20 protein-coding genes are annotated in these 21,911 nt (G+C 70.1%); 11 read left to right on the top strand and 9 right to left on the bottom strand.

Features of this window, described 5'->3' with window-relative positions:
* The first annotated feature begins 125 nt into the window (after positions 1–125).
* Both ACF1FZ_RS30560 and ACF1FZ_RS30555 read left to right on the top strand, forming a co-directional pair.
* A complete protein-coding gene (locus ACF1FZ_RS30560) occupies positions 126–1,421 on the top strand; it encodes a M18 family aminopeptidase (RefSeq protein WP_391776630.1) in 1,296 nt (431 codons plus the stop codon).
* A gap of 104 nt (positions 1,422–1,525) precedes the next feature.
* Positions 1,526–1,747, top strand: coding sequence for a DUF6458 family protein (locus ACF1FZ_RS30555; RefSeq protein ID WP_391776629.1), 222 nt, complete (start codon positions 1,526–1,528; stop codon positions 1,745–1,747).
* Positions 1,748–1,929: 182 nt separating this feature from the next.
* Here ACF1FZ_RS30555 and ACF1FZ_RS30550 read toward each other — a convergent pair whose 3' ends face one another.
* Positions 1,930–3,741, bottom strand: a complete 1,812-nt coding sequence (locus ACF1FZ_RS30550) for an NHL domain-containing thioredoxin family protein (protein ID WP_391776628.1) — start codon at positions 3,739–3,741, stop codon at positions 1,930–1,932.
* Between the two features lie 64 nt (positions 3,742–3,805).
* Between ACF1FZ_RS30550 and ACF1FZ_RS30545 the strand changes: the two genes are divergently transcribed.
* On the top strand, positions 3,806–4,300 hold the full coding sequence (locus ACF1FZ_RS30545; protein WP_391776627.1) for an LURP-one-related/scramblase family protein: 495 nt from the start codon (positions 3,806–3,808) through the stop codon (positions 4,298–4,300).
* A gap of 82 nt (positions 4,301–4,382) precedes the next feature.
* On the opposite strand, the gene ACF1FZ_RS30540 is transcribed toward ACF1FZ_RS30545, so the two are convergent.
* Complete coding sequence (locus ACF1FZ_RS30540; protein WP_391776626.1) at positions 4,383–5,180, bottom strand: carbon-nitrogen family hydrolase; 798 nt, start codon at positions 5,178–5,180, stop codon at positions 4,383–4,385.
* A 200-nt stretch (positions 5,181–5,380) separates the two neighbouring features.
* Here ACF1FZ_RS30540 and ACF1FZ_RS30535 point away from each other — a divergent pair, with 200 nt between their 5' ends.
* A complete protein-coding gene (locus tag ACF1FZ_RS30535; RefSeq protein ID WP_391776625.1) occupies positions 5,381–6,205 on the top strand; it encodes a maleylpyruvate isomerase family mycothiol-dependent enzyme in 825 nt (274 codons plus the stop codon).
* Between the two features lie 61 nt (positions 6,206–6,266).
* Here ACF1FZ_RS30535 and ACF1FZ_RS30530 read toward each other — a convergent pair whose 3' ends face one another.
* Both ACF1FZ_RS30530 and ACF1FZ_RS30525 read right to left on the bottom strand, forming a co-directional pair.
* The gene (locus ACF1FZ_RS30530) at positions 6,267–7,574 is read right to left on the bottom strand and encodes a nitrate/nitrite transporter (protein ID WP_391776624.1); all 1,308 of its coding nucleotides are present in this window, start codon (positions 7,572–7,574) and stop codon (positions 6,267–6,269) included.
* On the bottom strand, positions 7,571–8,242 hold the full coding sequence (locus tag ACF1FZ_RS30525; RefSeq protein ID WP_391776623.1) for a GntR family transcriptional regulator: 672 nt from the start codon (positions 8,240–8,242) through the stop codon (positions 7,571–7,573). Before ACF1FZ_RS30525 ends, ACF1FZ_RS30530 begins: the two co-directional genes overlap by 4 nt.
* Before the next feature lie 235 nt (positions 8,243–8,477).
* On the opposite strand from ACF1FZ_RS30525, the gene ACF1FZ_RS30520 reads away from it, so the two are divergent.
* Entirely contained in the window at positions 8,478–9,356 is an 879-nt protein-coding gene (locus ACF1FZ_RS30520) for a D-alanyl-D-alanine carboxypeptidase family protein (RefSeq protein WP_391776672.1), read from the top strand.
* Positions 9,357–9,416: 60 nt separating this feature from the next.
* Here the strand turns inward: ACF1FZ_RS30520 and ACF1FZ_RS30515 are convergent, their stop codons facing one another.
* From ACF1FZ_RS30515 to pdhA, 3 genes are read right to left on the bottom strand one after another with little or no spacing between them, the layout of a single operon-like run.
* Positions 9,417–10,811, bottom strand: coding sequence for a dihydrolipoamide acetyltransferase family protein (locus tag ACF1FZ_RS30515; protein ID WP_391776622.1), 1,395 nt, complete (start codon positions 10,809–10,811; stop codon positions 9,417–9,419).
* Between the two features lie 10 nt (positions 10,812–10,821).
* Positions 10,822–11,802 (bottom strand): alpha-ketoacid dehydrogenase subunit beta, encoded by a 981-nt coding sequence (locus ACF1FZ_RS30510; RefSeq protein WP_391776621.1) that lies wholly within the window; start codon positions 11,800–11,802, stop codon positions 10,822–10,824.
* Between the two features lie 2 nt (positions 11,803–11,804).
* Positions 11,805–12,965 carry a pyruvate dehydrogenase (acetyl-transferring) E1 component subunit alpha gene (gene pdhA / locus ACF1FZ_RS30505; protein WP_391776620.1) on the bottom strand — a complete coding sequence of 387 codons (1,161 nt, stop codon included), beginning with the start codon at positions 12,963–12,965 and terminating at the stop codon, positions 11,805–11,807.
* A 346-nt stretch (positions 12,966–13,311) separates the two neighbouring features.
* On the opposite strand from pdhA, the gene ACF1FZ_RS30500 reads away from it, so the two are divergent.
* From ACF1FZ_RS30500 to ACF1FZ_RS30490, 3 genes are all read left to right on the top strand, one after another.
* On the top strand, positions 13,312–13,971 hold the full coding sequence (locus ACF1FZ_RS30500) for a response regulator (protein WP_391776619.1): 660 nt from the start codon (positions 13,312–13,314) through the stop codon (positions 13,969–13,971).
* A gap of 118 nt (positions 13,972–14,089) precedes the next feature.
* The gene (locus ACF1FZ_RS30495; protein WP_391776671.1) at positions 14,090–14,596 is read left to right on the top strand and encodes a pyridoxamine 5'-phosphate oxidase family protein; all 507 of its coding nucleotides are present in this window, start codon (positions 14,090–14,092) and stop codon (positions 14,594–14,596) included.
* Between the two features lie 25 nt (positions 14,597–14,621).
* Positions 14,622–15,677 carry a phosphotransferase gene (locus ACF1FZ_RS30490; RefSeq protein ID WP_391776618.1) on the top strand — a complete coding sequence of 352 codons (1,056 nt, stop codon included), beginning with the start codon at positions 14,622–14,624 and terminating at the stop codon, positions 15,675–15,677.
* 24 nt (positions 15,678–15,701) lie between these two features.
* Here ACF1FZ_RS30490 and ACF1FZ_RS30485 read toward each other — a convergent pair whose 3' ends face one another.
* Positions 15,702–17,342 carry a protein kinase gene (locus ACF1FZ_RS30485; RefSeq protein ID WP_391776617.1) on the bottom strand — a complete coding sequence of 547 codons (1,641 nt, stop codon included), beginning with the start codon at positions 17,340–17,342 and terminating at the stop codon, positions 15,702–15,704.
* A 294-nt stretch (positions 17,343–17,636) separates the two neighbouring features.
* On the opposite strand from ACF1FZ_RS30485, the gene ACF1FZ_RS30480 reads away from it, so the two are divergent.
* From ACF1FZ_RS30480 to ACF1FZ_RS30470, 3 genes are all read left to right on the top strand, one after another.
* Positions 17,637–19,262: a protein kinase gene (locus tag ACF1FZ_RS30480; protein ID WP_391776616.1), complete on the top strand. Its 1,626-nt coding sequence runs from the start codon at positions 17,637–17,639 to the stop codon at positions 19,260–19,262.
* 209 nt (positions 19,263–19,471) lie between these two features.
* Positions 19,472–19,906 (top strand): hypothetical protein, encoded by a 435-nt coding sequence (locus ACF1FZ_RS30475; RefSeq protein ID WP_391776615.1) that lies wholly within the window; start codon positions 19,472–19,474, stop codon positions 19,904–19,906.
* A gap of 252 nt (positions 19,907–20,158) precedes the next feature.
* Positions 20,159–20,713 carry a bacterial proteasome activator family protein gene (locus tag ACF1FZ_RS30470; protein WP_391776614.1) on the top strand — a complete coding sequence of 185 codons (555 nt, stop codon included), beginning with the start codon at positions 20,159–20,161 and terminating at the stop codon, positions 20,711–20,713.
* A gap of 155 nt (positions 20,714–20,868) precedes the next feature.
* Here the strand turns inward: ACF1FZ_RS30470 and ACF1FZ_RS30465 are convergent, their stop codons facing one another.
* The gene (locus ACF1FZ_RS30465; RefSeq protein ID WP_391776613.1) at positions 20,869–21,855 is read right to left on the bottom strand and encodes an NAD(P)H-quinone oxidoreductase; all 987 of its coding nucleotides are present in this window, start codon (positions 21,853–21,855) and stop codon (positions 20,869–20,871) included.
* Positions 21,856–21,911 lie beyond the last annotated feature (56 nt).

The raw sequence follows: 21,911 nt of genomic DNA, 5'->3' as shown, positions 1-21,911 counted from the left end.
CGGACCCTGGTCCTTCCGGCTCCTTCGGCCCCTTCCGTCTTCCCTGGCAACTTTCCGGCCACAGGCCACGGGCGGCCGCCGTACACCGTGAGGCGTCCCGGTCCGCCCTCGTTAAGGTGAAGAGCATGAGCTCTCCCATCCGCTTCGACCGCGGCCACACCGACGATCTGATGGCCTTCCTGACGGCCGCGCCCTCCCCGTACCACGCCGTGGCCGCAGCCGCCACGCGGCTGGAGAAGGCCGGATTCCGGCAGGTCGAGGAGACGGATGCGTGGGACGGCACGAAGGGCGGGAAGTACGTCCTGCGGGGCGGCGCGATCGTGGCCTGGTACGTGCCGGAGGGCGCCGGCGCCCATACCCCGTTCCGGATCGTGGGAGCCCACACCGATTCCCCCAACCTGCGGGTCAAGCCGCTGCCCGACACCGGCGCGTACGGCTGGCGCCAGATCGCCGTCGAGGTCTACGGCGGGACGCTGCTGAACACCTGGCTCGACCGGGACCTCGGCCTGGCCGGCCGCCTCTCGCTGCGCGACGGCACACACCGGCTGGTCGACATCGACCGGCCCCTGCTGCGGGTCCCCCAACTGGCCGTGCACCTCGACCGGTCCGCCAACGACGGCCTCAAGCTCGACCGCCAGAAGCACATGCAGCCGATCTGGGGGCTCGGTGAGGTCGAGGAGGGCGACCTCATCCGCTTCGTCGCCGACGCGGCGGGAGCCGATCCCTCGGAGGTCACCGGCTGGGACCTCATGCCGCACCCCGTCGAGCCGCCCGCCTACCTCGGCCGGGACCGTGAGCTGCTCGCCGGCCCGCGCATGGACAACCTGCTCTCGGTGCACGCCGCGACGGCCGCGCTGGCCGCCGTGGCCGGGCAGCCGGACGACGAGATCCCGTACATCCCCGTGCTGGCCGCCTTCGACCACGAGGAGAACGGCTCCCAGTCCGACACCGGCGCGGACGGCCCGATGCTCGGCACGGTCCTGGAGCGCTCCGTGTTCGCCCGTGGCGGCACGTACGAGGACCGCGCCCGGGCCTTCGCCGGGACCGTATGCCTCTCCTCCGACACCGGCCACGCCGTACACCCCAACTACGCCGAGCGGCACGACCCGACGCACCACCCGGTGGTCAACGGCGGGCCGATCCTGAAGGTCAACGTCAACATGCGTTACGCCACCGACGGCAGCGGCCGGGCCGTGTTCGCTGCGGCCTGCGAGAAGGCGGGTGTGCCGTGGCAGACGTTCGTCTCCAACAACTCGATGCCGTGCGGCACCACGATCGGCCCGATCACCGCGGCCCGGCACGGTATCCGGACCGTCGACATCGGTGTGGCGATCCTGTCGATGCACAGCGCACGGGAACTGTGTGGCGCCGACGACCCCTACCTCCTGGCCAACGCGCTCGCCGCCTTCCTCACGGGCTGACCCGTCCCCCGCGCCAACCGCCCTCACGGACATGGTTGTTGCCGGGCCGGGTACGCGACCCGTACACGGTCCGGAATCACCGGGCAGTCGAGGAGGCGGAAATCATGGGACTCGGAGGATGCATTCTCCTGATCGGTGCCGGAGCGATCCTGGCGTTCGCCACCGACTGGGAGATGAATACCGTAAACGTCGACCTGGTCGGCTGGATCATGATGCTCGTCGGCCTCGTCGGGGTCTTCGTCTACGTGAGCATCGCGCGCCGCCGCCGGATGGTCGTGCCGCCCACCACCACGGTCGTCACGGAGGACGAGCGTCGCTACCCGTGATCTGACGGGCGGACAGGAACCCTTCCGTTCCACCGGTGTGACCGGCCGTCGGCCCGGCGCCGGCATCGATGTCCGGGCAGGGCGGGCAGGGCGCGTCCGGGGCGAGGGCCCCGGACGCGCCCTGCCCGCCCTGCCCGGACCGGTCCCACCGGATGGACGCGGAGGCTCGGGACAGGGGGCCGTCAGCCCTGGTCGTCCATGCCGGCCAGCACCAGCGGGAGCCTGGACACCCCTGCGGTGGTGACGCTCACCGGGACGCCCCAGTCCTGCTGGTGCACGTGGCAGGCCGGGTACTCGTTGGCCGGGTCGTCGTCACAGGAGGCCGCCATCGCGGACACATGCAGGACCCCTTCGGTGACGCCTTCCGCGAGAACCAGGTCACGGCTCAGATCCGTGCCCGGGCCCGCCCCCCCGGCCAGCAGCTCCGGCGGGGTCGAGGAGACCAGCAACCGGGTGGAGGGCCCGTACCTGGTGTCCAGCTTCTGCCCGGCGGGGGCCTGGAAGACCACGTCCAGCCGCAGTGTGCCGGCGGCGACCTCGGTGGCCGCCCGCTGGGTGCGGTGGGCCCGGTCCGCGACCCGCACGGCCTCCTCGGGAAGCCGCAGCCGGGTCAGCCGGTGCCGTGCGGACTCGACGACGACCAGATCGCCGTCCACCAGCACCGCGTCACTCGGTTCGCGCAGGTCCGTCGCCAGCGTGGTGACCTCTCCGCTCTCCGGGTCGTACCGCCGCAGTGCGTGGTTGTAGGTGTCGCTCACGGCGACGGAGCCGTCCGGGAGGGCCGTGACACCCAGCGGGTGCTGCAGGAGGGCCTGAGCGGCGGGGCCGTCGCGGTGGCCGAAGTCGAAGAGACCGGTGCCGACGGCGGTGTGGACGGAGCCCTCCAGGTCCACGTAGCGCAGCGCGGAGGTCTCGGAGTCGGCGACCCAGAGCCGGTCGCCGGCCGCGGCCAGACCGGACGGCTGCGCGAACCACGCCTCGTTCCCGGGCCCGTCGACCAGGCCCTCGTTGGTCGTCCCGGCGGCGACCCCCACCGTGTCCGGCCCCGGGTCGTACGTCCACAACTGGTGCACCCCGGCCATGGCGATCCACAACCGGTCGCCGAACCAGGCGATGTCCCACGGCGACGAGAGGTCCACCTCCGTGGCCGGACCGCTGGTGGGGGAGCCCTGCCACCACTGACGCCCGGTCCCGGCCAGCGTGACCGTCACACCCGTCGTGGGGTCGAGCGCCCTGATCGCGTGATTGACCGTGTCCGCGACGGCGATCCGGCCGTCGGGCAGGACGGCGAGGCCCTGCGGTTCGCTGAACCGGGCCTCGTCGCGGCCGCCGTCCGCGAATCCACGCTCACCGGTGCCGAAGTGGCCCCGTACGGTCTCGCCGTCGGCGTCCAGCTCGACCAGGCGGTGCCGTGTGGTGTCCGAGACCAGGAAGCCGCCGTCGGGGAGGGCGAGCGCCTTGCCGGGGAAGCGCAGATGTGTGGCGACCGGCTCCGGAGCGACGTACGGGCCGTCGCCACGGCGCAGGGTGCCCTTCGCGGCGTGTTCGGCCTCCAGCTCCTCGACCAGCTTCTCGATGGCGTGGGCGTGCCCCTCGCCGGCGTGCTGGGCGACGACATACCCCTCGGGATCCACGACGACGAGCGTGGGCCAGGCCCGGACGGCGTACTGCTTCCAGGTGGCGAGCTCGGGGTCGTCGAGGACCGGGTGGTGCACCTCGTACCTCTCGACGGCGTCGACCACGGCCTGATGCTCCGCCTCGTGCACGAACTTCGGGGAGTGGACGCCGATGATCACCACGGTGTCGCGGTGCTTCTCCTCCAGCTCACGCAGCTCGTCGAGCACATGCAGACAGTTCACACAGCAGAAGGTCCAGAAATCCAGAATGACGATGCGTCCCCGCAGGTCAGCAAGGGTGTACTGCCGGTCACCTGTATTGAGCCAGCCGCCCTTGCCGATCAGTTCGGGGGCGCGGACACGTGCACGTGCTGTCATGACAACAGTCAACAGCACCGTGGCCTGCGCACATTCCGGCTGGACGTCGGGGAACCTGTGATCCATGAGACTTCTCGTACGTGAGCGGCTGTTCGGCGTCGGCGACGACTACTGGATCGAGGACGCGGACGGGCGGAAGCTCTTCCTCGTCGACGGCAAGGCCATGCGGCTCCGTGACACCTTCGAGCTGAAGGACACGAGCGGCCGGGTGCTGGTGGAGATCCGTCAGAAGCTGATCAGCCTGCGCGACACGATGATCATGGAGCGGGACGGTGAGCAGCTCGCCACGGTCAGACGCAAGCGGCTCTCGCTCCTGCGCAACCACTACCGGGTGACCCTGATGGACGGAACCGAGCTGGACGTCAGCGGCAAGATCCTCGACCGCGAGTTCGCCATCGACTACGACGGCGAGCTGCTCGCCCAGATCTCCCGGCGCTGGCTGACCGTCCGCGACACGTACGGCCTCGACATCGTGCGGGAGGACGCCGACGCGCCCCTGCTCCTCGCGGTGGCGGTCTGCGTGATCGTCCTTGCGGACAAGGAGCACGGCGACGGCTGAAGGACGGTTGGCCGCAGGACCATGGAGGGCCCCTCGGTCCGGTTTCACGTGAAACCGGGCCGACGGGACGCGCACGTACGGTTCAGGCGATGCGGCGCGGGGCGAGGCCCAGACGGCGGTCCTTGAGAGCCGGGAACTGCTCCCGGGTGGCGGCGGCCTTCGCCGGGTCGAACTCCACGGTGAGCACTTCCTCGGCCGCCCCCGCCTCGGCGAGCACCTCGCCCCAGGGGTCGACGACGATGCTGTGGCCCGCCTGCTCGACGCCCGCGTGGACACCCGCCGATCCGACCGCCAGGACGTACGCCTGGTTCTCGACCGCCCGGGCCTGCGCCAGCAGGGTCCAGTGCGAGCGGCGGCGCTCCGGCCAGCCGGCCGCGACGACCAGGGTTTCGGCCCCCGCGTCGACGAGGCCCCGGAACTGCTCGGGGAAGCGCAGGTCGTAACACGTGGCGAGGCCGAGGACGGTCTCCGGCAGAGCGACGGTGACGAGTTCCTCGCCCGCCCCCATCATGACCGCCTCGCCCTTGTCGAAACCGAAGCGATGGATCTTGCGGTAAGCGGCGGCCCGTCGGCCTTCGGGCGAGAACACCAGCGACGTGTTGTAGAGGGTGCCGTCCTCGGCGCGCTCGACGAAGGACCCGGCATGCAGCCAGACCCCGGCCTCGGCCGCGGCCTTCGCCATGATGTCGTGCGTGGGTCCGTGCAGCGGCTCGGCCTCGTCGGCGAAAGCGGCATAAGCGAAGGCGCCCACCGGCCAGAGCTCCGGGAGGACAACCAGGTCCGCACCCCGCTGGGCCACGACCAGCGAAGCCACGCGCTCCCTACGGGAATTGACTGTTTCATCCGGGTTTATTGCAATCTGGATGAGAGAGGCGTGCACACTACCACCGTCCTGGCATGGAAGCCGTCAACACGGGCCTACGATCGTCACACGAAAGCACTGCCGGGGTGCCTGCTCGCAGCGTAACTTAGCGAGCGAACCTCCCACGCAGCCCGCAGACAGCACCGTCGGTGCCGGCCCTCCCGTCGGCACTCCCCTGCTCTCCAGCCCATGCACCGCAGAACCGCACGAGGGGTCCCGTGACCGTCCATCCCAGCCTCCAGACCTATGCCGATGCCTGGACCCACTCCGTCGAGTCGATAGCCGAGCTGGTCAAGCCGCTCCCCGAAGGCGAGTGGAACCGCCGGACGCCCTGCCCGGGCTGGTCGGTACGCGACATCGTGTCGCACGTCATCGGCATGGAGTGCGAGCAGCTCGGCGATCCCCGTCCCATCCACACGCTGCCGCGCGACCTGTACCACGTGCAGAACGACCACCAGCGCTACATGGAGATGCAGGTCGACGTACGGCGCCACCACACGGCCCCGGAGATGACCTCGGAGCTGGAGTACACGCTCATCCGGCGCATGCGCCAGCTGCGCAACGAATCGCGTGCGCCCGAGACCATGGTGCGGGCGCCCCTCGGCGCCGAACAGACGCTGGAGCTGGCTCTGCGCATGCGGGCCTTCGACGTCTGGGTGCACGAGCAGGATCTGCGTACGACGCTGGGACAGCCCGGCAACCTGGATTCCCCCGGCGCCCCGATCGTCCGGGACATCCTGCTGGCCGGCCTGGCGAAGGTCGTCGCCAAGGACGCGGGCGCGCCGGCCAACTCGGCCGTGGTCTTCGATGTGCACGGCCCGCTGGAGTTCCTGCGTACGGTCAGGGTCGACGGCGACGGCCACGGATCGGTCGACGGAGCGCCGTCGCTGGGCCCCGCCGCGACCCTGGCGCTGGACTGGGAGACGTACTACCGACTGGCCTGCGGCCGGGTCCGGGCACAGGCCGTGGAGGACCGGATCAAGATCGAGGGCGACCAGGACCTGGCGTCCGAGATCCTGCGCCACTTCGCCCTGACCCCCTAGCACCGCGACCGGCGGCGCCCGTCCGCCGGCGGACCGGGACGGGCGCGCCGCCGAGGCGCTGTCAGGCGGGGACGTGTACGGCTTCGACCCGGCTGACGACGTGGTGATCGCGTTCCCTGTGCGTGGCGTCGGCGTGCAGCCGCAGGATCTGCACGACGCCGAGTGCCTCCAGGACGAAGACCGAGGCGAACGCGATGCGGTAGTTGTCACCGGTCGCGTCCAGGAGGACACCGACCGCGAACAGTGTCGTCATCGAGGCGACGAAACCGCCCATGTTGACGATGCCGGAAGCGGTGCCCTGGCGTTCCGGCGGATTGGCCGGCCGGCCGAAGTCGAAGCCGATCATCGAGGCCGGGCCGCAGGCGCCGAGCACCAGGCACAGGGTGATCAGCAGCCACATCGGCGCATGGTCGCCGGGGTAGAAGATCGTGGCCGCCCAGAGCAGTGCGGTCATCGCGACCGTGCCCAGGGCCAGCGGGGCGCGCGCCGCGTGGTGGCGAGCGATCACCTGCCCGTAGACGAGCCCCACGGCCATGTTGGAGAGCACCACCAGGGTGAGCAGTTCACCGGCCGTGCCCCTGTTCAGCCCCTGTGCCTCCACCAGGAACGGCATCCCCCACAGCAGCAGGAAGACCATGGCCGGGAACTGCGTGGTGAAGTGCACCCACATGCCCAGGCGGGTGCCCGGCTCCCGCCAGGAGGCGGCGATCTGCTTCCGCACGTACGCCGCTCCGGCGTGCTCGGCGGGCGGCGGCTCGTGGCCCTCGGGATGGTCCTTGAGGAAGAGCAGCAGCAGGACCAGCACCACCACGCCCGCCAGCGAGCTTCCGACGAACGTCGTGGTCCAGCCGAACCCGTGCAGCGCGCGGGCGATGAGGAGCGTCGAGACGAGGTTGCCCGCCATCCCGAAGAGTGCGGCCACCTGCCCGATCAGCGGCCCGCGCCGCGCCGGGAACCACCGGGCGCCGAGCCGCAGCACGCTGATGAACGTCATCGCGTCGCCGCAGCCGAGCAGCGCGCGTGAGGCGAGCGCCATGCCGTAGGAGGGGGAGAGGGCGAAACCCAGCTGCCCGGCCGTGAAGAGCACCACCCCGATGGTGAGGACCTTCTTGGTGCCGAGCCGGTCGACCAGGAGACCCACGGGTATCTGCATACCGGCGTAGACGAGCAGCTGGAGGATGGAGAACGTCGACAGGGCCGAGGCGTTGACGTCGAACCGGTCCGCCGCGTCGAGGCCGGCGACACCCAGGCTCGTACGGAAGATGATGGCGACGAAGTAGACGGCGACGCCGATGCCCCAGACCCACGCGGCGCGACGGCCGCCGGGCGGATCTCCGGGCAGGGAGAGGGCCGGAGCGGCGGAGGTCACCGGTCATCCCCCCGGACCAGCACCTTGACCCGGCTTACATGGCGCCGTACGACCTGTGCGGCTCCTTCCGCGTCGCCCGACCTGATGGCGTCCAGCAGCTCACCGTGCTCGGTGATGTTGGCGTCGACGCGGCCGGGGTGCGCCTCCATGACGGCGACGCCCATCCGCAGCTGCCGGTCACGGAGCTGGTCGTAGAGGCGTGAGAGGATCTCGTTGCCCGCGTTCTTCACGATCTCCGCGTGGAAGCAGCGGTCCTTGACGGAAACCGCCGCCAGATCGCCTGCCTCGGCGAGCTCCCGCTGTTCCCCCAGGAGCTGTTCGAGCCGGGCGATCAGCTGCGCCGACGCGGGCACGGCCTTGCGTGCGGCGAACTCCTCCACGAGCAGCCGGGTCTCCACCACGTCGGAGATCTCCTGCGCGGAGACCGCGAGCACCAGGGCGCCCTTCTTCGGGTAGAGCTTGATCAGCCCTTCGGCCTCCAGTCGGAGCAGCGCCTCCCGCACCGGGGTGCGGGATACGCCGACGGCGTCGGCCAGGTCGCCCTCGGTGAGAAGCGTGCCGCCCTCGTAGCGGCGGTCGAGGACCGCCTCCTTGATGTGGGTGTAGACGCGCTCGGCCGCGGGGGGCGGCTTGGGGACAGCGGGCGAGGCAGTAGGTGCAGCAGGCATGCACACAGCATAGATACAAGATGGGTGCGTCCGTCTCCCCGTCCGGAATCCGGACCGCCCACCCGTCCGAGACCCGGCCCGGTCGCGGCCGTATGATCCGTCCGCCCGGAACACATCACCCTTTCGGGGGTACATCCATCGGGCCACCTCGCGAGTCTCATCAGCGAGCAACACTTCATGTTGCCGCATTTCAGGTGTATTTGGAGCGTTTGACTTGAACATCGGTCTCAAGGCCATGAACCGCGCAGCCGTCGCCGCCACTGTGTCCCTCACCGCGGGCGCCGTCCTCACCGGCGGCGCGTTCGCGTCCACAGCCCACGCTGCGGCACCGCCGACGCCCACGATCACCGCCAAGGGCGGTTTCGTGATGAACGACGGCACCGGGAAGGCGCTCTACACCAAGACCGCGGACACCCGCCGCTCCACCGGTTCCACGACGAAGATCATGACCGCCAAGGTGGTACTGGCGCAGAAGAACCTGAACCTTGACTCCAAGGTCACGGTCCAGAAGGCGTACAGCGACTACATCGTCAAGAACACCGCCTCGTCGGCCCGGCTGATCGTCGGCGACAAGGTCACGGTCCGTCAGCTCCTGTACGGCCTGATGCTGCCCTCGGGCTGCGACGCCGCGTACGCGCTCGCCGACAAGTTCGGCTCCGGCTCCACGCGCGCGGCCAGGGTGAAGTCCTTCATCGGCAAGATGAACGCCTCCGCGAAGAGCCTCGGCCTGAAGAACACCCACTTCGACTCGTTCGACGGCATCGGCAGCGGATCGAACTACTCCACACCGCGCGACCTGACGAAGATCACCAGCAGCGCGATGAAGAACTCCACGTTCCGCGCGATCGTGAAGACGAAGTCGACCAAGCAGAAGGTCACGACGAAGAGCGGCGGCTACCGCTACATGTCATGGTCCAACACCAACCCGCTGCTGAGCAGTTACAGCGGCGCGATCGGCGTGAAGACCGGTTCGGGGCCGACGGCCAAGTACTGCCTGGTCTTCGCCGCGACCCGGAACGGCAAGACGGTCATCGGGACCGTCCTCACCTCCACGTCCGCGACCACCCGGACGGCCGACGCGAAGAAGCTCCTGGACTACGGCTTCAAGAAGTAACCGGCCCGCACGCGCAGAGGGGCCCACCGCGCGATGCGGTGGGCCCCTCTGCGTGGCCTCCTAGGCCCAGGTGATCAGCCGCTTCGGCTGCTCCAGGACCGCCGCGACGTCCGCGAGCACCTTGGAACCGAGCTCGCCGTCGACCAGCCGGTGGTCGAAGGAGAGCGCCAGAGTGGTCACCTGGCGGGGCTTCACCTTGCCCTTGTGGACCCAGGGCTGGAGCTTGATCGCTCCGACCGCGAGGATCGCGGACTCGCCCGGGTTCAGGATCGGCGTACCCGTGTCGACGCCGAAGACACCGACGTTGGTGATGGTCACCGTGCCGCCCGCCATCGCGGCGGGGGACGTCTTGCCCTCACGGGCCGTGGAGACCAGCTCACCCAGCGCCTCGCCCAGCTGGGGCAGGGTCTTGTCGTGCGCGTCCTTGATGTTCGGCACGATCAGACCGCGCGGGGTGGCAGCGGCGATACCCAGGTTGACGTAGTGCTTCTGCACGATCTCCTGGGCGGCCTCGTCCCAGGTGGCGTTGATCTCCGGGTTGCGCCTGATCGCGACCAGGAGCGCCTTGGCGACGATCAGGAGCGGGTTGACCCGGACCCCCGCCATGTCCTTGTCCTCCTTGAGCTCCGCCACGAGTTTCATCGTGCGCGTCACGTCGACGGTCACGAACTCGGTGACGTGCGGCGCGGTGAAGGCACTGCCGACCATGGCCTGCGCGATGGCCTTGCGCACGCCCTTGACCGGGATGCGGGTCTCCCGGCCGGCCTGAGCCGGCGGTGCCGTCACGGAAGCGGGCACCGTGGCGGCCCCCCCGGCCCGCGCGGGAGCCTCGACGGGCACCGGTGCGGCAGCCGCGTGGACGTCCTCGCGGGTGATGACACCGCCCTCGCCGGTCGGGGTGACCGTGGTGAGGTCGATGCCCAGGTCCTTCGCCAGCTTGCGCACCGGCGGCTTGGCGAGCGGACGGCTCTCCGGGGCCTGCGCGCCGTGGCCGTTGATCTCCGCCTGGACCGCGGCGGCGGCCGGACCCGGGACACCGGGCCCCTTGCGGGCACGGCGCTTGGTGGAACTCTCCGCCACGCCGTAGCCGACGAGCACCGGCTGGCGGCCCTTGGGCGCTTCCGGTTCGGCCTCGGCCACAGGCTGCTGAACGGTTTCCGCGGCCTCGGCCGGGGCGTCACCGCTGCCCGGCGCCACGTCCACCGCGATGATCACCTCGCCGACGTCGACGGTCGTGCCCTCGGGGAAGCGCAGCTCGTGCACCACCCCGTCGAACGGGATCGGCAGCTCCACGGCGGCCTTCGCCGTCTCGACCTCGCACACCACCTGGCCGTCGGTGACGGTGTCGCCGGGCTGGACGAACCACTTGAGGATCTCCGCCTCGGTCAGCCCCTCGCCCACATCGGGCATCTTGAACTCGCGGAAACGAGCAGACGTTTCGGTCATCGTCGTCACGGCCCTCTCCTCAGTACGCCAGCGAGCGGTCGACGGCGTCGAGCACCCGGTCGAGACCCGGCAGGTACTCGTCCTCGAGCCTGGCCGGCGGGTAGGGGGCGTGGTAGCCGCCGACCCGCAGCACCGGTGCTTCGAGATGGTAGAAGCAGCGCTCGGTGATCCGGGCCGCGATCTCGGCCCCGGAGCCGTAGAACACCGGCGCCTCGTGGACCACCACGAGCCGGCCGGTCTTCTCGACCGAGGTCTGTACGGTGTCGAAGTCGATCGGCGACATCGACCGCAGGTCCAGGACCTCGATCGACTTTCCCTCCTCCTGCGCCGCGGCGGCCGCCTCCAGGCAGACCTTCACCATCGGGCCGTACGCGACGAGCGTGAGGTCGGAACCCTCACGGGCCACGGCGGCCTTGTGGAGCGGGCCGGGGATGGACTCCGTGTCGAGCTCCCCCTTGTCCCAGTAGCGCCGCTTGGGCTCGAAGAAGATGATCGGATCGTCGCTCTGGACGGCCTGCTGCATCATCCAGTACGCGTCGCTCGCGTTGGACGGCGAGACGACCTTCAGGCCCGCCACGTGCGCGAACAGCGCTTCGGGCGACTCGCTGTGGTGCTCGACGGCACCGATGCCACCGCCGTACGGGATGCGGATGACGACCGGCATCTTGATCTTGCCGAGGGCACGGGCGTGCATCTTGGCGAGCTGCGTGACGATCTGGTCGTACGCGGGGAAGACGAAGCCGTCGAACTGGATCTCGACGATCGGGCGGTAACCGCGCAGGGCCAGGCCGATCGCCGTACCGACGATGCCGGACTCCGCGAGCGGGGTGTCGATGACCCGGCCCTCGCCGAAGTCCTTCTGGAGCCCGTCCGTGATGCGGAAGACCCCGCCCAGCTTGCCGACGTCCTCACCCATGATGAGGACCTTGGGGTCTGTCTCGAGAGCCTTGCGGAGCGACTCGTTGAGCGCCTTCGCGAGAGACATCTTCTCAGCGGCCATGGCTAGTTGCCCTCCTCGGCGAACGACGCCTGGTAGGCGGCGAACTGGGCGCGCTCCTCGTCGACGAGCGGGTTGCCGTCGGCGTACGTGTGGTCGAAGATCGCCAGCCGGTCAGGGTCGGGCATGGACCGCACCGCTTCGCGCACCCGCTTGCCGAGGGCCTCGCTCTCCTCCTCCAGCGCGGTGAAGTACGCCGCGTCGGCGAGGTCCTGCTTCTCCAGGTACGTACGCAGCCGCAGGATCGGGTCCTTGGCCTCCCAGGCCGCCCGCTCCTCGTCCGCCCGGTACTTGGTCGGGTCGTCGGAGGTGGTGTGGGCGCCCATCCGGTAGGTGAACGCCTCGACGAGGGTGGGCCCCTCGCCCCGCCGGGCCCGCTCCAGCGCCGACCTGGTGACGGCCAGGCACGCCAGTACGTCGTTGCCGTCGACCCGCACACCGGGGAAGCCGAAGCCCTGCGCACGCTGGTAGAGCGGCACGCGCGTCTGCTTCTCGGTCGGCTCGGAGATCGCCCACTGGTTGTTCTGGCAGAAGAACACGACGGGAGCGTTGTAGACGGCGGAGAAGGTGAACGCCTCCGCCACGTCTCCCTGGCTGGAGGCCCCGTCACCGAAGTACGCGATGACCGCCGAGTCCGCGCCGTCCTTGGCCACGCCCATGGCATAGCCCGTGGCGTGCAGGGTCTGCGAGCCGATGACGATCGTGTACAGGTGGAAGTTGTTGCTGCTCGGGTCCCAGCCGCCGTGGTTCACACCGCGGAACATCCCGAGCAGGTTGGTCGGGTCGACGCCCCGGCACCAGGCGACGCCGTGCTCCCGGTAGGTGGGGAAGACGTAGTCGTCGTCGTGCAGCGCGCGGCCGGAACCGATCTGTGCGGCCTCCTGGCCCAGCAGCGAGGCCCACAGGCCCAGCTCGCCCTGGCGCTGCAGCGCGGTGGCCTCGGCGTCGAAACGACGGGTCAGGACCATGTCCCGGTAGAGGCCGCGGAGCTCGTCCGCACTCAGGTCGATCTCGAAGTCCGGATGTGCGACGCGCTCGCCCTCGGGCGTCAGCAGCTGCACCAGCTGAGGGCCGGGACCCTCCGGTGTCTTCGCGGGCGTCTTCGCGGCGCTGGTCCGCTTGCTGCTGCGTCGCGGTTTGCGCGCGGCAGTGCTCTCCACGGTCACGTGCGTGCTCCTCCGTCGGTCCGGCCCCCGGGATGGCCGGGAACCAGTGCGGCTCGCCTGTGTCCGGACCCGTGCACGGGGTGGGTGCCGCTCGGCCGGGAACAGGCGTGACAGGTGCCCCGGCGAGCGTCCTGTCCTAAGCACGTTACCCAGTGCATCGCATAACTGCGAAACACCTTGTGACCTGCGATTTTGCTTGGATTTCCAAGTAAATCGCGAAAATCGCGAACTCCCGCTGGTCACAGCACTGGTAAGAGCCTGGCAGGCGGCCGGAACAACGGCACGTTATCCCGGCAGGCAGTTCCAGGGAAGGGCGGAGGACCAGCGAGTGTGTGAGACTGCGAATGTGCGCGAAGAAGGAAAAATCACGGTATTCCTGCTCGATGATCATGAAGTCGTCCGGCGCGGCGTTCACGAGCTGCTGGCCGCCGAGGAAGACATCGAGGTCGTCGGCGAGGCCGGCACGGCGACGGACGCGCTCGCACGGATCCCGGCGGCCCGGCCCGACGTCGCCGTCCTGGACGTGCGCCTGCCGGACGGCAGCGGGGTGGAGGTCTGCCGTGAGGTCCGCTCCCGGGACGAGGACGTCAAATGCCTGATGCTCACCTCCTACGCCGATGACGAGGCCCTCTTCGACGCGATCATGGCGGGCGCCTCGGGGTACGTGCTGAAAGCCATCCGGGGCGACGAGCTGCTCAGCGCCGTACGCGACGTGGCGGCCGGCAAGTCCCTGCTCGACCCGGCGGCCACCGCCCGGGTGCTGGAACGGCTGCGCGAGGGCAAGGAGAGCAAGGGCGACGACCGCCTCGCCGGGCTGACCGAGCAGGAGCGCAGGATCCTCGACCTGATCGGCGAGGGACTGACGAACCGCGTGATCGGCGAGCGGCTGCACCTCGCCGAGAAGACCATCAAGAACTACGTCTCCAGCCTGCTCTCCAAGCTGGGCATGGAGCGGCGTTCCCAGGCGGCGGCCTACGTCGCGAGGCTCCAGGCCGAGAAGCGCTGAGCCGGCGGGGCGGGGACCTTGGTCCCGGCCCGCCGGGGGCGACCGGCCCTTACGCGCCCCCTACATGTCCTTGAGAGTGGAAGGCATGCCTTCTCCCCTCCCCTCCGGCACCGGAACCATGACAGGTACCGGCTTTTTCGGCCCTCTCGGCTCCGGCTCCGGCGAGCCCCTCGGCCCCTTCGGCCCTTCCGCCTCCGGTGAGACCTCCGGCTCCTGCGGTGCCGAGAAGCTCCGCGCCATCGAACTGCTCGGCAGTGTCCGCCACGGCCGGCTGGCGACGAGTATGCGGGCCCTGCCCTTCCTGGCGGTGGCCCGGCACCTGGTGATCGAGGGCCGCGTCGTCCTGAGGACGCACAGAGGGTTCGGTTTCCACGAGTCCTGCGACGGCGGAGTCATCGCGTACGGGGCGGACAACTTCAGCTCCACCGCCCCCGACGGCACGGAAGATCTCTGGTCGGTGCAGTTCACCGGCCCCGTACAGCTCGTGCGACCGGCCCCTGAGCAGCGCGAACGTTTCGGGAACGGCCCCGCCGAGGTGAACGGCGAGCACTTCGACCCGGTCTACCTCAGGCTCGATCCACACCTCGCCCATATGCACACTCTGACCTTCGACGCAAGTCCGTAAGGCCGCACACTTAGCGTCACCTAACATGTGGCGAGTGCTGCGCTCATCTGTGACCCTTCCGCCTGTCCCTCCGGTCGACGAGGTCCTGCGCCGCTACCCGGACACCGGCGAACCCCTCGCCTGCGAACCCCTCAGCAAGGGCCTGCTCAACCACGGTTACCGCGTGTCCACCACCCGTGGCGCCTACTTCCTCAAGCACCACCTCGACAAGCACCACCTCGACGACGCCAGCGGCGACCACGCCACGATCGTCCGGCAGCACCGGGCGACCCAGCAGCTGCATTCCCTCGGTGTGCCGGTGGCCCCGCCCCTCACGGACACAGAGGGTGACACGGTCACGGTGATCGACGGACAGCGTTACGCCCTGCACCGGTGGGTGGACGGCCTCCACCGGGACGGCGCGCAGCTGACGACCGCCCAGTCGCGTCGGCTCGGCGCCCTCCTCGGAGCCGTGCACATGGGCCTGGAGCAGGTCATGGAGGCGGCCCCACCGCCTCCGGCGCGGGGGCAGAGTCCTGATCCCGCCGACACGTTCACGCTGATCGACGAGCTGCTGGCCGCCGCGCGGCGTCTGGGCCCCCGGGACGCCTTCGACGAGCTCGCCGTGCACCGCCTCGTCGAACGCCGTGCCCTGCTGGAACAGCACGCGCACCGCCGCCCGCCCACCCCCGGCTGTTCTGCCAGGGGATGGGTCCACGGCGACTTCCACCCGTTGAACCTGCTCTACCGCGGCGCCGACCCCGTAGCGATCGTGGACTGGGACCGGCTCGGCGTGCAGCCGCGCGCGGAGGAAGCCGTACGGGCTGCGGCGATCTTCTTCGTCCGCCCGGACGGGAAACTGGCGCTGGAGAAGGTGCGGGCGTACGCACGCGCCTACCGGTGTGCGGCGGGCGCCGGGGCGGCCGAGCTGGCGGCCGCGGTGCACCGGGTCTGGTGGGAGCGCCTCAACGACTTCTGGATACTGCGCTGGCGCTACCGCCTGCACGACCGCAGGGCCGACCCGCAGTTCCCTGCGGTGTCGGCCCTGGCGGTGTGGTGGACGCGCGAGTACGAGACGGTCAGCGAGGCCTTCACGGGGTGAAGGCCCGGGGTCCCCGGCCCCTGTTCAGGGCGTGGTGCCCGTCCCCGTGCCGGTGGACGCACCTGCGGCGGCGCCGGCCGAGGCCCCCGTGGCCGTACCGCCACCGCTGCCCTCGGTCGTCGTGCCGCTGCCCTCGGTCGTTCCTTCGCTGGTGCCCTCGGTGCCGCCGTCGTCGCCGGTGCCGCCGTTGTCGTCGCCGGTTCCGCCGTCGTCGTCGCCGGTTCCGCCCTCGGTCGTGGAGCTGCCGCCGTCACTCGTCCCGGGGTCCGGCGACGACGGGGTGTCCGACGGGTCCTGGGACGGCAGATCGGTCGGATTCCACGACGGTTCCCTGCTGGGCCAGCTGTTACCGCCCGTGGAGTTGTCCGGCGCCGTCGACTCCTCTTCCGTCTCCTCCTCCGACGGCTTCGGTGAGGCCTTCGTCTCGGACGGGGACGCCGAAGGAGAGGTCGTGGCGGGCGGCTTCTCCTTCGTACCGCCGTTGTCCGCGGCCTGCATGGCGAACGCGACACCCGCACCGATCGCGATGATGGCGAGCAGGACGAACAGCCACATCTTGCCGCGGCCGCCGCCGCTGTTGTGACCGCCCGCGTATGCCCCGTCCTCGGGGTTCATGGGCGGCAGGATCGGGCCCTGCGAGGTGTCCCCGTGCATGGGGTGCCCCATGACCGCGGTGCCGCCTCCGATGTTCATCGCCGCCGTGTGACCGCTGTCGTGCGTGTTGACCGGGCCGGTGTTCCAGGTGCCCGTGTGCCCGCCTTGGACCTGCAGCATCTGCAGGCTGTACTGGATGAGGCCGCGCATCTCCTCGGCGCTCTGGAACCGGTCGTCCGGGTCCTTCGCGAGGGAGCGCATGACGAGCCCGTCCAGCTCCGGCGGAACCTCACCCGCGACGTGGGAGGGCGGGACCGGCATGTCCTGGACGTGCTGGTAGACGACGGAGAGCGGGGTCTCGCCGGTGAACGGGGGCCGCAGGGCGAGCAGTTCGTAGAGCAGGCAGCCGGTGGCGTACAGGTCCGAGCGGTGGTCGACCGCCTTGCCGAGCGCCTGCTCGGGGGAGAGGTACTGGGGCGTGCCCATGACCATGCCGGTCTGGGTCATCGTCGACTGGGCGCCGTGCAGTGCACGAGCGATGCCGAAGTCCATGACCTTGACCGCTCCGGAGTGCGTGATGATCACGTTCGCCGGCTTGATGTCACGGTGCACGATGCCGTGCTGGTGGGAGTACGCCAGGGCTTCCAGGACCCCCGAGACGATGATCAGAGCCTGCTCGGTCGGCGGTGCCTCGGCTTCGAGCAGCAGGTCACGGATGGTGTTGCCCTCGACGAGCTCCATGACGATGTAGGGCACGGTCGACCCGCCCACGACGTCCTCGCCGGAGTCGTACACGGCGACGATCGCATGGTGGTTGAGCCCCGCGACCGACTGGGCCTCACGCGTGAAACGGGCCTTGGAGACCGGGTCCTCGGCAAGATCGGAGCGGAGCAGCTTCACCGCCACCGTGCGTCCCAGACGGACGTCCTCCGCGGCGTAGACCTCGGCCATACCGCCGCGGCCGAGCCGGTGGGTCATGCGGTATCGGCCGTCCCCGACCACACCGCCGACACCCCAGGAGTCGGTGCCATCCGAAACTCCGCCGCCGTTTGCTTCGGATTCGGGTGCCATCAGTCCTCGCCGTCGTATCTGTCCGCGCGTCCGCGGGTTCTCACGGTGCCTTGCTGCATTGCCACGTCACGCTACAGCCTCTGTGCGACACACCGGTTCCCAGAGTGACGGGCCATCCAATCGGCTCGCGCGCCGTCCGCGCAAATTCCATGCGCTTCCTGTAACGCTTCCGAGACGCTTCTTGTGCGTAGGGTCACGGAACGGGCACCCGGCTTGACGTGTCGGACCCCTCGGGCAGACTTGGCCCGTAACAGGGATGATCGCGTCCGCCGGGCGCCGAGGGGGATGCAAGTCATGAGCCACGACGGCGCACAGGGGCGTTACGCGGGCGGTTCCGTGGCCGGCGGCCGCTACCAGCTGCGCGACCTGCTCGGCGAGGGCGGTATGGCTTCCGTCTACCTCGCGTACGACTCCGCGCTGGACCGGCAGGTCGCCATCAAGACGCTGCACACGGAGCTCGGGCGCGAGCAGTCCTTCCGCGAGCGGTTCCGGCGCGAGGCGCAAGCCGTCGCCAAGCTGCAGCACACCAACATCGTCTCGGTGTTCGACACGGGCGAGGACGAGCTGGGCGGCGCACTGATGCCGTACATCGTCATGGAGTACGTCGAGGGACAGCCGCTGGGCTCCGTGCTCCAGTCGGACATCCAGCAGTACGGCGCGATGCCGGCCGACAAGGCCCTCAAGGTGACGGCCGATGTGCTCGCCGCCCTGGAGACCAGCCACGAGATGGGCCTGGTCCACCGCGACATCAAGCCCGGCAACGTGATGATGACCAAGCGTGGCGTCGTCAAGGTGATGGACTTCGGCATCGCCCGGGCCATGCAGTCGGGCGTCACCTCGATGACCCAGACCGGCATGGTCGTGGGTACCCCGCAGTACCTCTCCCCCGAGCAGGCGCTCGGCCGCGGCGTCGACGCGCGTTCCGACCTGTACTCGGTCGGCATCATGCTCTTCCAGCTGCTCACGGGACGCATCCCGTTCGATGCGGACTCCCCGCTCGCCATCGCGTACGCGCATGTGCAGGAGGAGCCGGTCGCCCCGTCGAGCATCAACCGTTCGATCACGCCCGCGATGGACGCCCTCGTCGCCCGCGCGCTGAAAAAGAACCCGAACGAGCGCTTCCCGAGCGCCGCGGCGATGCAGGACGAGATCGCGCGTGTGCTGAACGCGAGCGGCCCCGCGGGTGCTCCGGCGATCATCAGCGGCAGCAGTCCGGCGAACAGCGGTTCGGGGGTCGGCTCGGCGGTCTTCCCTCCCGTCGACCAGGGTGTGCCGGCGCCGCAGGGCGTGCAGACGCCGTACCAGCCGCACACCCACCAGCAGCACCAGCCAGGCCCCTACGGCGCACCGACACCCGCTCCCACTCCGGGATACGGCTACCCGCAGGCGGCCCAGCCCTACGGCGCACCGGCGCACCTCGGGCAGCGGACTCCGCCTCCGTACACGATGTCGCCGCAGCCCGCGGGGGGCGCGGGAGGCTCCTCCAAGCGCAACATGCCCGTCATCGTGGGGTCGATCGTGGTCGCGCTGGTCGCGCTCGGGGGCCTGATCACCTTCCTGAGCATGAATAACGATTCCGAGGGCGGCAAGGGCGGTGACCCGAGCACCGGCGAATCCACGGTGGCGGGTGAGCACAAGCCCCCGGAGCGGAACCGGACGATGGACGAAGAGGACTGCACGGACGCCATGGAGGACACGGACGACCCGGCGAAGGTCCAGGCCCCGCGTTTCGTCTACAAGGACATCCTCTCCGCGAAGGCGTGTGCTCTGGCCGCAGGCTGGACGATCAAGGAGATCAAGGTGGAGGGCAACACCTACGCCGAGGACCAGGTGGTCGACCAGTTCCCCTCCTCGGGCACCGCGATCCCTGAGCGGGGCGCCCACTTCGAGTTGCGTGTGTCCACGGGCGACCCCGCCTGAACAGCTGCACCCCTCGCGCTGCCCCTCTCTCATCACCCTCCTTCGTTGCCCGGTCCGCCTCCTCCGGACGGCGCTGCCGGTGAGGTGAGGTTTCCGGGTGCACTCGAGATGCCGGTCGTTTCGGCGCGTGTGACGCTGGTCTCATGCCTCCAGGACTCCTGGTTCCGCGGCCGTCACGATGCGTGGCCTGTCTGGTGATGGCGCTCGGTGTGGCGATCGGACCCCCCGCCTGGGCATACGGGGAGGACGGAGCCGCGGTGACCGCACGGCCGGCTCACCTGACTCCGGCGCAGCCCTCGGCCCCCCGTTCGTCCGCTGCGAGTCCCTCCCCCGAAGAGTCCTCCCTGGCCGGACGGCAGGCCGGGGAGGGCCGGGCGCGGCCGGGGCGGTCGCTGACACCGCAGGAGGCCGCGAGCTCCGAGGCCGCGGCCGACGAGGTGCCGCCGGACCCTGATCCCGCCGAGGTGCCCGCGTTCACGCCCCCGCCCGAGGCGTTCCCGCAGCCCTCCGAGGCGGTACAGCGGCGGCAGGCGCTGGACGAGCCCGCCGCACGGCAGGTGCGGGACGTGTCACTGGGCAGCGGAATCGCCTTGGTCGGCCTGGGGCTGGCGTTTCTGGCTCTGCGCATACGCCGCGCGGACTGACCCGTCCGGACCGTGACGCGTGGCCCTCGGCACTCGCGCCCGACGGTGTGTGGCCGGTGACGCCCATGTCCGGCGTACCGGTGCTCGCGGGACTGCCGGCCGCGGTGCTCTCCGGGTCGCGTCCGGCCCTTGCGTGACGCGCGGGGTGACCGGCCACGGTGAACACGCATCCCGGTGTCCCCGGAAAAGGGTGATCATCCCTTTCCGGGGGCACCACCATGTGGTGATGCCCGTGTGCGAGACAATGGCGTCATGGAGATGCCGAGGAATGAACGGTCGCAGGAGCACCCCCAAGTCCTCGTGGTGGGGCAGGACGGAATGGCTATCGGCGGCGGTGACGGTGGCGGTGACGACGAATCGCGCGAGGTCCCGGTGACGGAGATGGTCGAACAGCCCGCGAAGGTCATGCGCATCGGCAGCATGATCAAGCAGCTTCTGGAAGAGGTCAGGGCAGCTCCTCTCGACGAGGCGAGCCGGGTGAGGTTGAAGGAGATCCACGCGAGCTCGGTGAAGGAGCTCGAGGACGGTCTGGCGCCGGAGCTCGTGGAGGAGCTGGAACGGCTCTCGCTGCCGTTCACCGAGGAGTCCGTGCCTTCTGAAGCCGAGCTGCGGATCGCGCAGGCCCAGCTGGTCGGATGGCTGGAGGGTCTTTTCCACGGCATTCAGACGGCATTGTTCGCCCAGCAGATGGCGGCCCGTGCGCAGCTGGAGAACATGCGCCGCGCTCTTCCTCCCGGCCTCGGCCATGAGGAGGAGGAAGGCGGCGCCGATCCGCACGGACCGGCGCGCTCCGGGCCGTATCTCTAGCCTTCGGCACCGCACCGCAGCGGTACGCCCCCGGGGCCCGGCACACGCGATGCGTGCCGGGCCCCGGCGTTCGCGTGGGGCATGAGCGCGGACCACGGGGCCGGACGTGGTTCTCGAACGTGCTGCGTCCGGCGCACGCTTCCGGCACGCCCGTGTCAGGCCTGCGGCGTGGCCAGGAGGATCTTGCCGATGTGGCTGCTGGACTCCATCAGCCGGTGCGCCTCTGCGGCGTCCGCCATCGGGAGCGTGCGGTCCACGACGGGCCGCACGACACCGTCGGCGAGCAACGGCCACACGTGCTCACGTACCGCCGCGATGATCGCGGCCTTCTCCGCGAGCGGCCGCGCACGCAGAGACGTGGCCGTGACAGCGGCTCGCTTGCTCAGCAGGGCGCCCAGGTTCAGCTCGCCCTTGGCACCGCCCTGGAGGCCGATGATGGCGAGACGGCCGTTCACAGCCAGTGCCCGCACGTTCCGGTCCAGATACTTCGCCCCGACGATGTCGAGGATCACGTCGGCCCCCGCACCGTCCGTCACCTTGTACAGTTCCTCGACGAAATCCTGCTCGCGGTAGTCGATGAGGACGTCGGCGCCGAGTTCCTGACAGCGCGCCAGCTTCTCGGGACCTCCCGCCGTCACCGCCACACGCGCGCCCACGGCCTTGGCGAGCTGGATCGCCATCGTACCGATCCCGCTGGAACCGCCGTGGACCAGGAGGTTCTCACCGGGGCGCAGGTGGGCCACCATGAAGACGTTGGACCATACCGTCGCCGTCACCTCGGGCAGCGCCGCGGCATCGGCCAGGCTCACATCGTCGGGCACGGGCAGCAGCTGGCCTGCTGGCACAGCCACCTTCTCCGCGTATCCACCACCCGCAAGCAGTCCGCACACCTCGTCGCCCACGGACCACCCGGTCACCCCGGGGCCGAGCGCCGCGACGCGGCCCGCGCACTCCAGGCCAGGGTAGGGGGAGGCGCCGGGCGGGGGGTTGTAGAAGCCCTGCCGCTGCAGCACATCGGCCCGGTTGACCGCGCTGGAGACGACCTCGACGAGGACTTCGCCCTCACCTGGTACGGGATCGGGGACCTCGGCCCATACGAGCGCTTCGGGGCCGCCTGGTTCGGGGATCGTGATCGCATACATGGCCGCGAGGCTACTCCGTGCGGAGTCCCGGACGGGGGCGGGCCTGCCCGCGTCGT

The organism is Streptomyces sp. NPDC014623 (assembly GCF_043088245.1).
Classification (GTDB): Bacteria; Actinomycetota; Actinomycetes; order Streptomycetales; family Streptomycetaceae; genus Streptomyces.
Note: the sequence above shows the minus strand (reverse complement) of the source record. Positions and strands in the feature narration are given on the sequence as shown.